General features: G+C 63.3%; 12 protein-coding genes. 3 read left to right on the top strand and 9 right to left on the bottom strand.

The features are described from left to right. The first annotated feature begins 112 nt into the window (after positions 1-112). A complete protein-coding gene (locus tag HFO99_RS08590; protein ID WP_222360567.1) occupies positions 113-1018 on the top strand; it encodes a LysR family transcriptional regulator in 906 nt (301 codons plus the stop codon). Between the two features lie 103 nt (positions 1019-1121). Here the strand turns inward: HFO99_RS08590 and HFO99_RS08585 are convergent, their stop codons facing one another. After that, positions 1122-1997, bottom strand: a complete 876-nt coding sequence (locus HFO99_RS08585) for a LysR family transcriptional regulator (RefSeq protein WP_222360565.1) — start codon at positions 1995-1997, stop codon at positions 1122-1124. 90 nt (positions 1998-2087) lie between these two features. On the opposite strand from HFO99_RS08585, the gene HFO99_RS08580 reads away from it, so the two are divergent. Together HFO99_RS08580 and HFO99_RS08575 are read left to right on the top strand one after the other, a co-directional pair. Further along, positions 2088-3338 carry an MFS transporter gene (locus HFO99_RS08580; protein WP_222360562.1) on the top strand — a complete coding sequence of 417 codons (1251 nt, stop codon included), beginning with the start codon at positions 2088-2090 and terminating at the stop codon, positions 3336-3338. Then, complete coding sequence (locus HFO99_RS08575; protein ID WP_222360559.1) at positions 3335-3721, top strand: VOC family protein; 387 nt, start codon at positions 3335-3337, stop codon at positions 3719-3721. Before HFO99_RS08580 ends, HFO99_RS08575 begins: the two co-directional genes overlap by 4 nt. A 27-nt stretch (positions 3722-3748) precedes the next feature. Here HFO99_RS08575 and HFO99_RS08570 read toward each other — a convergent pair whose 3' ends face one another. The 8 genes from HFO99_RS08570 to HFO99_RS08535 all read right to left on the bottom strand — a co-directional run bounded on the left by HFO99_RS08570 (position 3749) and on the right by HFO99_RS08535 (position 12021). Further along, positions 3749-4141, bottom strand: a complete 393-nt coding sequence (locus HFO99_RS08570) for a type II toxin-antitoxin system VapC family toxin (protein WP_222360557.1) — start codon at positions 4139-4141, stop codon at positions 3749-3751. Beyond that, entirely contained in the window at positions 4138-4380 is a 243-nt protein-coding gene (locus HFO99_RS08565; RefSeq protein ID WP_020052605.1) for an AbrB/MazE/SpoVT family DNA-binding domain-containing protein, read from the bottom strand. Before HFO99_RS08565 ends, HFO99_RS08570 begins: the two co-directional genes overlap by 4 nt. 53 nt (positions 4381-4433) lie before the next feature. Further along, positions 4434-6095, bottom strand: a complete 1662-nt coding sequence (locus HFO99_RS08560; RefSeq protein ID WP_222360555.1) for a urocanate hydratase — start codon at positions 6093-6095, stop codon at positions 4434-4436. Between the two features lie 203 nt (positions 6096-6298). Further along, positions 6299-6628: a TfoX/Sxy family protein gene (locus tag HFO99_RS08555; protein ID WP_222313111.1), complete on the bottom strand. Its 330-nt coding sequence runs from the start codon at positions 6626-6628 to the stop codon at positions 6299-6301. Positions 6629-6631: 3 nt separating this feature from the next. Continuing rightward, a complete protein-coding gene (locus HFO99_RS08550; protein WP_222360553.1) occupies positions 6632-7729 on the bottom strand; it encodes a DUF917 domain-containing protein in 1098 nt (365 codons plus the stop codon). Continuing rightward, positions 7710-9035: a Zn-dependent hydrolase gene (locus HFO99_RS08545; RefSeq protein ID WP_222360551.1), complete on the bottom strand. Its 1326-nt coding sequence runs from the start codon at positions 9033-9035 to the stop codon at positions 7710-7712. Before HFO99_RS08545 ends, HFO99_RS08550 begins: the two co-directional genes overlap by 20 nt. Continuing rightward, positions 9032-10411 (bottom strand): dihydroorotase, encoded by a 1380-nt coding sequence (locus tag HFO99_RS08540; RefSeq protein ID WP_222360549.1) that lies wholly within the window; start codon positions 10409-10411, stop codon positions 9032-9034. Before HFO99_RS08540 ends, HFO99_RS08545 begins: the two co-directional genes overlap by 4 nt. A gap of 23 nt (positions 10412-10434) precedes the next feature. Next, positions 10435-12021: an aromatic amino acid lyase gene (locus tag HFO99_RS08535; RefSeq protein ID WP_222360547.1), complete on the bottom strand. Its 1587-nt coding sequence runs from the start codon at positions 12019-12021 to the stop codon at positions 10435-10437. Positions 12022-12161 lie beyond the last annotated feature (140 nt).

Raw genomic sequence — 12161 nt, 5'->3', positions numbered from 1 at the left:
CGTTTAAGGTGAGGCGGCCCCTGCCGTCCCTTTCGATGAAGGGAAGATGGCATTTTCCTTTCGTTCGGATTAGTCTCCAGATTGAGGAATTCGAATTCGGAAAAGCCGAACGATGATCAGGATCGAAGGTATTGCGGCTTTCGTCGCCGTGGTTGAGGCGGGCTCGGTCAGCGAGGCCGCCCGGCGCTTGCGGCTGTCCAAATCCGTCGTCAGCGAAAGGTTGGTCGAACTGGAGAAGTCGCTCGGCGGCGTGCTGCTGCACCGAACGACGCGCAAGCTCACCTTGACCGAGGATGGCACGGTCTTCCTCGAGCGTGCCGCGCGCATCGTGCGTGAGATCGAGGAAGCCGCCGCCGATATGGCCGAGCGGCGCGGAACGCTGTCCGGCCCGATCCGCATCGCCGCCCCCGTCACCTTCGGCCGCATGCATCTCGGTCCGGCGCTTTATCCCTTTCTTGCCGAACATCCCGAGATCGAACTGACCCTCGATATCGATGACCGGCGCGTCGATGCCGCCTCGGATGGTTATGATGCCATCATCCGCAATGGTCCGATCGCCGATAGCCGGCTGGTCGCCTGGAAGCTCGCTGAGAGCCGCCGTCTTCTCTGCGCCTCGCCGGATTATCTCGCCCGCGAGGGAATTCCGTCCTCGCTGGCTGATCTCAACAGCCATCGCGGCATTTTCTATACCAATCGCGGCGTCGCCGACTGGCGCTTCCAGACACCAGAGGGCGCAATCGTCGTGCGTGCGAAACTGGCGCTCGGCATCAACAATGGCGACATGCTCCGCGACGCAGCGATTGCCGGGCTCGGCATCGCGCTGCTGCCAGCCTTCATCGCCGGCCCGGCCATCCGCGAGGGCCGGCTTGCTGAAATCGATGTCGGGCACAGGCCGGAAGCCGAATTCATCTACATGGCCCATCCCGAAGGCCGCAATCCCTCCGCAAAGCTTCGCGCCATCGCCGATCATCTGAAGAAGAGTTTTGGTGATCCGCCCTATTGGGATCCGGTGGGTTAGAGCATGTCGCGCAAAAGTGTGCAGCGGTTTTGCGGAAACGACATGCGCAAAACAAAGACCTAAAGCGCGAAGAGCGAATCTGAAAGATCGCGACGCGCTTTAGCTAGCTCAGCAGGCTGATCAGGTTCTCGGTGACTGGCGAGCGGTGTGTTTTCAGGATTGCCAGCGCCAGGCGCGCCACGGCCGGCGGCCCCTCGATCGGCCGGTAGGCCACGCCTTCGAGCTTGATCTGCGAAATCGAGGCGGGCACGATCGAGACGCCGAGATCGGCCGCCACCAGATTGACGACCGAGGAAATCTGCGGTGCCTCCTGCGCCACTGTCAGCTCGAATCCCGCCTTGCGGCAGGCAAGCACGACATCGTCATAGAGGCTCAAGCCCACGAGCCGGGGAAAGAGGATGAAGGGTTGGTCCGCCAGCGCAGCGAGCGGCAACTTGCTGCGCCGTGCCAAGGGATGGCTGGCGGGCAGGGCAATCACCATCGGCTCATCCGGCAGCCGCCGCAGCCGGATGCCCATGGGATCGTCGAGGCTGGGGCGCATGAAGGTGGCGTCGAGCTCTCCGCGTTCGAGCTTCTGCATCAGCGCCAGCGTATTCATTTCCGTCAGCGACAGTTGCACCTCCGGCCAGCGCGCGCGAAAGCTGCGGATCGTCGTGCTGACGACGGGATTGAAGGCGGAGGAAGCGGTGAAGCCGAGCGACAGCCGGCCGGTCTCGCCGCGATTGGCGCTTTGCGCCGCAAGCTTCGCTTTTTCCGCAGCCGCCAGCGACGCCTTTGCCTCGCCGAGGAAGGCCGTACCCGCTGCCGTCAATTCGGCGCCGTGCGGCACGCGGTGAAACAGCGCCGCACCCACTTCCCTCTCCAGATCGCGGATCTGCTGGCTGAGCGGCGGCTGCCCGATGCCAAGCTTGCCGGCGGCTCGGGTGAAATTGCCTTCCTCCGCCACCGCCAGGAAATATCTCAAGTGCCGCAACTCCATCACCATCTCCAAAACCTATCGGAATCGCCAGTCTCATATATTGGACAAATGGAGTGGCGTTGACTAGATCGGAGGCTGGAAGGATGAGATATGCCGACGTCAGCGCATGCAATGAAGACCGCCGAGACAGCCGCAATCCCAGGGCAGAAGCAATACCTGACCCGCGGAACCGGCGCCTATCGCCGCGCCAGCCTGGCGCTCTTCCTTTCCGGCTTCTCCACCTTCTCGCTGCTTTATTGCGTCCAGCCGCTACTGCCGATCTTCTCGCAGCAATTCTCCGTCAGTCCGGCCGAAAGCTCGCTGTCGCTGTCGCTCTCCACCGGTTTCCTGGCGGTTGCGATCGTCTGCGCCGCGGCGGTTTCGGAAGGCCTTGGCCGCCGCAGCCTGATGTCGATATCGCTGGTCGGCGCGGCATTGCTGACCATCGCCACCGCCTTTGCCCCGAATTGGCACTTACTGCTCGTCATCCGCGCGCTGCAGGGCCTCGTTCTCGGCGGCGTGCCGGCCGTCGCCATGGCCTATCTCGCCGAGGAAATCGATCCGCGCGGCCTTGGCGCCACCATGGGCCTCTATGTCGGCGGCACGGCCTTCGGCGGCATGTCCGGCCGCGTGCTGACCGGTATCTTCGCCGAATATCTCACCTGGCGTCCGGCGCTTTTTCTCATCGGCGCCATTGGCCTTGCCGCGGCGATCGGCTTCATCGCGCTCTTGCCGCCGTCACGCAATTTCGTCCGCCGGCCGGGTTTCGATCCGCGCTTTCATCGCAGGGCTTGGCTCGGCCATCTCAGCAATCCGGCGCTGCCCTTCATCTTCGCCATCGCCTTCCTAGCGATGGGCTCCTTCGTGACGATCTATAACTATGCCGGCTTCCGCCTGGTGGCGCCGCCCTACGGCCTCAACCAAACCGAACTCGGACTGATCTTCGCCGTCTATCTCTTCGGTATCGGCGCCTCTTCGATCGGCGGTCTGCTCGGAGACCGTATCGGGCATTTTTCCGTGCTTCTCTTCGGTCTGGCGCTCACCGCCGCCGGCAGCGCGTTGACGCTCTTTGCCTCGCTCCCGGTCATCATCCTCGGTATAACAGTGCTGACGACCGGCTTCTTCATGAGCCATTCCATCGCCAGCGGTCTTGTCGGCAAGCTTGCGCACGGCACCAAGGGCCACGCCTCGTCGCTCTATATGCTCGCCTATTATGTCGGTTCCAGCCTCATCGGTTCGGCGGGCGGATGGTTCTTCGCGATTGAAGGCTGGGCCGCCGTCGTTATCTTCACGCTTGCCATGCTGGCATTGGCCTTCGCTTCCGCCTGTTTTGCCCAGCACCGCGCGAGGAGAAAAGCATGATCCGCATAGACCGTCTCGATCATCTCGTGCTGACCGTCGCCGATATCGCCATCACCTGCGGTTTCTATTCCCGCATCCTCGGCATGTCAGTCGAAACCTTCGCGGAAGGCCGCAAGGCACTGAAATTCGACGGGCAGAAGATCAACCTGCATCAGGCCGGCCGCGAATTCGATCCCAAGGCGAGACATCCCACACCCGGCTCCGGCGACCTCTGCTTCATCGCCGAGACGCCGCTTGCCGACGTCATCGCTGATCTACAGGCCGCGGGCGTTACAATCGAAGAAGGCCCGGTCGAACGCACCGGTGCGACCGGGCGTTTGCGCTCGGTCTATTTCAGGGACCCCGACGGCAATCTCATCGAAGTCTCCAATCTGATCGCCTGACGCGCTGCCCCGACGACCGGATCGAAGCTAACCTTCCCAATTCTCGGTTTGTAAATCCGCCGCGCGTTCGAACTCTCGCAGATTGCGGGTGATCAGGATGAGGCCGCGGGCAGCGGCCTGCCCGGCAATCAGGACGTCATAAGGTCCGATCGGCGTTCCCGATGCCTGCAGCGCCGCGCGGATTTCCCCCGCCTTGCGCGCGTCGTCTCGGCCGAACTCCAGGATATTGAATTGCAACGCGTCGATCCGCGCCAGGTTCTCATCGGTGCGGAGGCTTTTGTAAGCGCCGTAGAAGAGTTCATGCGCGACGATTGCCGGGACTCCGAAATCTTGCGGTCTGTGTTTGCGCAGCTCGGCGACGAAGCGCTCATTGCCCTTCATCAGGGCAATGACGGCATTTGCATCGAGCAGATACTTCATTTGAAGAAGTCGAGTTCGGGTCGCTCCTGCCCAGCAGGTTGCTCTTCCGCCGCGGTCGCAAAGTCGGGATCAACCGGACCGGTCACGTCTGCAAGCCATTCCCAATCACCGGAAATCGGCTCAAGAATGATTGCACGGCCCTGGCGGCGAATGGCAACGCTATCGCCATCGAAGCGGAATTCCTTTGGCAATCGGACGGCTTGGGAACGCCCTGACCAGAAGATTTTTGCTGTTTCCATGTCACGATCCTCAATGGGATATGACAATGATATATATCAACTCACGATCCATTTCAACCAAGTCGGATATACGGCACGTCCTTCTTCGCCACTTCGTCCAGCGCCTCCTCATAACCGGCATCGGCGTAACGCATGACGCCAAGCGCCGTGTCATTGGTCAGCGCATGGTCGAGCCGTTCGTCAGCGGCGTCCGTGCCGTCGGCGACGACGGTGACGCCGCAGCTCGTCATGTAGCCGGCATAGCCGCCGCCGCCGGAATGAACGACGACCAGATCGGCCATCGACGAGCAGAGCATCATCGCGTCGATCAGCGGCCAGTCGGCGATCGCATCGGAGCCGTCCTTCATTCGCTCGGTCATGATATTCGGATGCGCCATGGCGCCGGCATCGAGATGGTCGCGGGAGAAGGCGACCGGGCCTTTGAGTTCGCCGCTCGCAACCAGCACGTTGACGCGCCTTGCGAGTGCGGTGCGTTCGCCATGGCCGAGCCAGGCGATGCGGGCCGGCAGCCCCTCGAAAGGCACATGCTCGCGCGCCAGCCGGATCCAGTTGGTGATGATCTTGTTGTCGGGGAACATCTCGAGCAGCAGGTCGTCGATCCGGGCGATATCGCTCTCCTCGCCCGATAGCGCCATCCAGCGGAATGGGCCGATCGCCCGGGCAAACAGCGGCCTGAGATAGGCTTCGGTGAAGATCGGGATGTCGAAGGCATTGGCGACGCCGCCCTCCTTGGCCTGCGTGCGGATCAGATTGCCGTTGTCGAAGACTTCCGAGCCCTTTTTCTGAAACTCCAGCATCGCCGTCACATGCTCGACGATCGAGGCGCGGCTTGCCGCCATCAACTGGCCCTGCCCATCGTCACGCAGGCCCTTGACCTGATCGAGGTTCATGCCCTTCGGCACGTAGCCATAGACGAGGTCATGCGCCGAGGTCTGGTCGGTGACGATATCGGGCACGATGCCCCGCCGGGCGATTTCCGGATAAACCTCCGCCGCATTGCCGACGAGGCCGACGGACAGCGCCCGCCTGTCCTTCACCGCCGCGTCGATCATTTGAAGGGCGGTGTCGAGATCCGGCGCGATCTCCTGGAGATAGCCGATCTGCTGGCGCTTGCGCGCCCGTTCCGGATCGATGTCGATGCAGAGGATCGCAGCGCCTGCCATGCGGCCGGCGAGCGGCTGCGCCCCACCCATGCCGCCGAGGCCGGCCGTCAGCACGAACCGGCCGAGAAGGTCGCCGCCGAAGCGCCGCTCGGCGATGCGCATGAAGATTTCGTACGTGCCCTGGATGACGCCCTGGCTGCCGATATATTGCCAGGCGCCGGCCGTCAGCCCGCCCCAGCAGATCAGTCCCTTGCGCTGCAGCTCGTAGAACACTTCGGCCTTTGCCCATTGCCCGACGATATTGCAGTTCGCCATGATAACAAGCGGCGCCTTGGCATGCGTGCGCACCAGCCCGATCGGCTTGCCGGACTGGATGAGCAGCGTCTGGTCCTCTTCCATCTCGGTCAGCGCCTTGACGATGCCCTTGTGCGCCGCCCAGTTGCGGGCCGCCTTGCCGAGAGCGGCATAGACGATCAGGTTGTCGGGGTCCTCGCCGACGGACAGCACATTTTCGAGCAGCCGCAACAGCGCTTCCTGCCGCCACCCCTTGGCGCGCAGTTCCGGCCCGCCGGGAATCGGAAATTTCGGATAACGTGGATTGGCCTTCGGCATCGTGGGTTCCTCGTTTTGCTCTCTGTTTTTCCCTTCTCCCCTCGGGGAGAAGGTGGCCCGAAGGGTCGGTTGAGGGGGCTGCACGACAGGACCTATATGTTGCCCTTCGCTTGCGCTCAGGCACTCGCGGCCTTGCCGCTCGCCCCCTCATCTGTCCTTCGGACATCTTCTCCCCGCTGGGGAGAAGGGAATGGCATCGTTTGCTATTTGCTCGGCAGCGATTCCACATAGGCGAGCGCCGCATCGAGCAGACGCCGTCTCAGAGCATCGTCGCCGTAAACTTCGGCACCGCCTCGCACCCAGCCATGCATCACCCGTTCGCCCGACAGCATCTGGATCACGCCTGGCAGTGCCAGCGCCCAGCCGTCATTGCCCTTGCCGAGACGGATCAGCATGCCGTCATGGCGCGCGCAGCAAAGAAGATTGCCGTTCAGCATGAAGGCCCAGCCGCCGAACATGGATTTTTCGGCAAGGCCCGGCCGACCGCCGAGTTCCTCACGCATCAGTTCTTCGAGACCGGGATCGCGCGCCATTGCTCAGGCCCTCGTTGCCAGTGCATAACGTGCGATCTCAATCCCCATCGCCTTTTCGACGACAGGATAGACGGTTGGATCGAGCACGCTTGCCGATAGCGGAATGATCTCCATCGGCACATGCAGGACGAAGACATGCATGCCCTCCTTGAGCTGGCCGACGCTGAGCGGCTCGCCCTCCGGTGAAAGCGTGGTGATCACCGCGGGGAAGGTCGCAAGCCTTTTGCCATCCGTATCGTCCACCGCCATATATTCGTTCATCACATGCAGCGTCACCGACTTTTCGCCCGCGCCGACGGTGATCGTGCCGATGTCGAAGGCTTCCTTGGTGTAGACGACGTCCTTGCGGGTAATGATCCCCTCGGCAAGAATATGTCCGCCCGTTGTCTTGCAGATCGCGTCGATGATGGCTGATCCGCCGCGCTTCTCCGCCGCGATAATTGCTTCGCCGAGCGCAAGCGCCATCGAGATGCCGCCGAGTGCTGCATGGCTGCGGACATAGGAGGCCCTCAGCGGATTGCGGCAGCTGGCGATGAAGCCGCCGGATTGATCGGCGGCGGCGCGCAGCACCGGCGAGATCTTCGCCGTCGCCCCCTTCACCACCAGTTCGATGTAACGGTTCTCGGCGCGATTGCCGCCGACGGCGGTCTGGATCATCGGCTCGGGCGAGCCGGCCATGCCGATCGAGCCCATGTCGCCCGTCGGATGCGCGCGGATATCGCCGACCGCGTCGACCACCTTGGTGCCGAGGATTGCTGACGGCAGCCAGCCGTTCAGCGTCGAGGATTTGCCGTTCTGGCCGATGATCAGCCCGGAAAGCTTTTCGCCCAGCGCCTCCTGCAGCAATTGCACCGCCTTCACATAGTCGATGCCCTGCATTTCCCAGGGAGTCGTGGAGGCGGGCGCGCCGATCGCAGCTGCAGTCGCAATCCAGTCCTCGTCCTGCAATTCGTCGATCGAGACCAGCTCCGGCTTGCCGACATTGACAGCGGCAAGCCCAAGCATCCGCCCGTGATCGGCCCAGCCGCCGCCGCCCGCGGCATAGACGGAGCCGCCCTTGACGGCAGCTTCCACGTCCTTCTCAACGAGTATGCGTCCCATTCGCCTTCTCCTGATTCAAGCCCCTGTTAATCAAGCCCTTGTTAATCAAGCCCCTGTTAATCAAGCCCTTGTCCATCTCGCGCACCGCCTCGAAAAGCACAGCGGCGCCGAGCGCGATATCGTCATTCTCAGCCCATTCATCGGCCGAATGGCTGCGGCCTTCCCGGCAGGGCACGAAGATCATCGCCGCCGGTCCCACCTTGGCGATCCAGGCCGTATCGTGCCCTGCGCCGGAGGCCATGCGCCGATGTTTCGCGCCGACCCGTTCGCAGGCAGTCTCCAAGATCGAAAGCAGCCCGGCATCGCCAGGCGTCGGCAGATTGTCGGAAACCCGGTTCGGCGTCTTGATCGTCACGTCGTAGGCGCCTGCCAGCTTTTCGACATGGCCGTCGAGCCACCGGCAGAATGCCTCCATGTCGGCACGGATTTCGGCTCGGCCATCGACCAGCAGCACCACCTTTGACGGCACGACATTGGCGGCATTCGGCTCGATCCTGAATTCCCCGACCGTCGCCGCGAAATGCCCTGGCGTTTTGGCAAGCTCTGCAGCGGCATTGCGGATGTCGAGCACCAGCTGCGATGCCGCCACCAGTGCATCCGCCCGCCGCTCCATCGGCGTCGTGCCGGCATGGTCGGCCCGCCCTTCGACGGTGATCTCGATACGGGTGATGCCTGAGATCGCGGTGACGATGCCGATATCCTCCTTTTCGGCTTCGAGCACCGGACCTTGTTCGATATGAAGTTCCAGAAAGCCTGCTATATCGGGTCTCTTTTGCTGCATCAGCACGTCAGGTCGCCCACCGACCTGCGCGATGCCCTCGGCCAGGTCGCGCCCGTCGCTGACGCGCGAAAGCCAGGCCTCCGGCAGCTGGCCGGTCATGCCGCGGCTGCCGATGCAGGACACGCCGAAGATGCTGACCTCCTCGGCAAGGAAGTCGACGATTTCGAAATCGTGATCGAGTTCGATATTCTGGTCAACAAGCGCCCGCGCCACCTCCAGCGCCGAGATCACCCCGGCAATGCCATCAAAGCGGCCGCCATCCGGCACCGTGTCGGAATGAGAGCCGACCATGATCGTGCCGAGCCACGGTTTCCGGCCCGTCCGCCGGCCGATCAGATTGCCGGCGGCATCGATCCGCGTTTCCAGCCCCGCCGCCTTCATCCGTGCTTCGATATAGGCCCGGCCGTCGCGAAAGAGTGGCGAGAAGGCCCGCCGCGTCCAGGGATGCCCCGGCTCGGTGATCCCGGCCAGCGCCTCGATATCGTCAGCGATCCGACCGGCATTGACGGGTAGATTGCGGCTCATGCTTCGGCTCCCGCAATGACCTGGCGCGGCAACGGCCGCACGAAGCTCCCGGTGCCGGCATCAGCCAGCACCTTCGTGCCCTCGGCAATCTTTTCGCCGCGCAGATAGGTGGCCGAGACGGTCCAGGGCAGGCGGATGCCGTTATAGGGGCTCCAGCCGACGACGTTGTTGCCGCTTGCCGATGCATCATAGACGCTTTCGCGTGGCTCGAGCACGACGATATCGGCATCCTTGCCCGGGGTCAGCGCGCCCTTGATATGGTCGAGCCGGAAATGCTTCGCCGGGTTCTCCGCCATCAGCCTGGCGGCCCATGTCAAAGGAATGCCGCGTTCGGTGGCACCTTTGACGAAAAGCGGCACCATCACCTCGAGGCCGGGAACGCCGGAGGCGTTGGCGAGCATGTCGGGATTGGTCTTGCGGTTTTCCGACCAGCTGACGTGATCGGTCGAGACCAGCCAGACATCGCCCTCGGCCACTTTCCGCCAGAGCCTCTCCACCTCGGCGCGCGGCCGCACCGGCGGATTGATCTTCGCCTTGCCGCCGAGCCGCTTCACGTCGTTTTCCTCGTCGAGCGTCAGGTAGTGAATGCAGCATTCCACAGTCGCCGCAAAGCCGTCGCGGCGATAGGCGCGCGCAATATCGTAGCCGCGCCCGAGCGAGCAGTGCACCACATGCGCCGGGCAGCCGGTATTGGCGCCCGTTTCGAAGATCGTATGCATCGCCAGCAGCTCGGTGATCGGCGGCCGCGACAGGCCATGCGCCCGCCAGTCGGTGATGCCGCTCGTCTTCACCTGTTCCATGTAAGTGCGCACCGCCTCGTCGTCTTCATTGTGCACGCCCGCCGTCAGTCCCGTCGGCGCGATTGCCGCAAAGCTGGCGTCGAGCAGGGCCGGTGGAATGCGCGGAAAGCGCTTCGGGTCGGTACCGAATGTCGAGAATTTGAAGGCTGCAACGCCTGCCTCCACCATTTCGCGGATGCGCGCCGGGCCTTCTTCCGGATCGACGGTGCCGTAAAGCGCGAAATCGACGCGCGCCTGCGGTCCGGCATGGTCGATCTTCCGCTTCACTGCCGCTGCCGAGCAGACGAGATTGCCCTCGTCATAGGGCATGTCGACAATCGTTGTCACGCCGCCGGCTGCCGCCGAGCGCGTCGACCAGATGAAATCCTCCTGGTCTTTCTGGGAAAGCGAATGCACCTGCGCGTCGATCGCACCGGGCAGGATCAGCGCTTTTCCGAGCAGATGCCGTTCGCGGCCCGCCGGCGGCACGCCGAGGCCGACCTCGGCGATCTTGCCGTCGCGCACGGCGACATAGCCCTCTTCGACAATGCGGTCCGGCAGCACCACTGTGCCCTGCAGAACGAGATCGAAGTCCATGCTGCTTCCTCCGTAACTGGAAATCAGACTGCTGCCGGCTCGTGATGGGTTAGCCGTTCCTCGATGCGCTCCAGCGAGCCGAGGGCGAAGAAATCGTCGAAGGAGGCGATCGGAACCTGCTCGGTCAGCTTGGTCACGAATTCGTCCGAACCAAGTTCCTCCTCGATCGCCTCCACTTCAGCCGAAAGCGGCCGGTCGACCGTATAGAAATCCGCATGTTTGCGCACGACCTCGTAGAGCATGGCGGCGACACCTTTCGGTTCATCGCCGAGAATGTCGATCGCCTGGGCAGACAGCAGCGCCTCGAGGGCTGCGAGACGCTTCAGCGCTCGCATCTGCCGGTCGAAGCGTTCGATGACGAGCGGCAGGAAGGCTGCCTCGTCCTCCAGTCCGGCTGCGACGACCAGCGACTGGGCCGACACGGGATTGGACATCGACAGCACGCGCGAGAAAATCTCGCCGGCAAGTTTGATGATCGGTCCGAAACCAGTGGCGATCCGCCCCGGCGGCACGAGATTGACCGGCAGGTCGCGCCGCTGGCCATTGCCGAGAATGACGCAGCGGTTGAAGGCGTTGCGCGCCGCATGCGCCATGCAGAGTGCTGCCGATTCGAGCAGGATCGTCACATCGAGCGGCAGCGAGCCCCCCGACGTCATCACCCGACCTTCGACCACGACGGGATTGTCGTCCGAGCGCCCGGTGGCGGCAAGGATCTTGTGGCCGGTCGATAAGAGGTTCTCGATCACCGCGCCGAACACCTGCGCGATCATCCGCAGGCTGAGCGGGTCCTGCACATGCGTTGCGACGGGCCAGTTCCATTCGTCGGAGGCATTGCAGAGCCAGGCGCCGATCAGCGCTTCGCGCGCCGTTCCGACATGCCGGACCGCCTTCCAGGGATCGCGGGAAGCGCCAAGCGCGCCGGCTGCCATCATCGCCGTCGCCAGCAGGACGCGGATCGAGGCCGCGGCGTTGCGCGTCGTTTCCGCTGCCGAGGCAAAGCTCACCGCATTGATGCTGAGCGAGGCAAGGCTGTCGCGCGGCGCCATCCGCATCGGTTCCAGCCCGGCCGCCTGGAAAGCCTCGGCCGCCTGCATCCGGTTGCCGCGATAGATTGCTTCGCCGACGCCGGTCAGCACCGCGCCGATCTGCCCCATCAACCCGATATCCGCACAGCCGATCGAGCCGGTACGGCGCACGACCGGGATGAGATCGGCCTCGAGCATCCTGATATAGGCCTGGATCAGCTCCGGCGTGCAGCCGACCTGGCCGGTCAGCGCCGTGTTGATACGGATCGCCATGGCATTGCGCACGATATTACAGGAAAACGGGGTGCCGGTGCCGAAATGATGGGCGCGCACCAGGCCGAGATTGAAGGTGTCGAGTTCGTCGGCCGACCACTCCACATCCTTCATGGCGCCGACGCCGGTCGTTGAGCCGTAAACCGGCATGCCGGAAGCAATCGCATCCTCGACGATCTCGCGGGCGATCGCGATGCGGGCCATGCCTGTCGCCGAAGCCGAAACCGCAGCCTTGCCCGCCCCGATCGTCACCATCTCGGCAAAACCGAGCGGTCGTCCGCAAAGTTCGATGCCAGGGCGTTCGTGCTTCATGTGCCGTATCTCCCTAGAATGGGATGATTTTAGGCCGATCGGCCCAAAATCTGAATCCCGTTCTAAATTAAAGAGTCAGAGCATGATGTCGCTCACACTTTTCGGCATCATGCTTTGAAGACGAGACTAAGCGAGCCCTC

This window comes from Rhizobium leguminosarum, assembly GCF_019798305.1.
Lineage (GTDB): Bacteria > Pseudomonadota > Alphaproteobacteria > Rhizobiales > Rhizobiaceae > Rhizobium > Rhizobium leguminosarum_U.
This window is presented reverse-complemented; position numbering and strand designations above follow the sequence as displayed.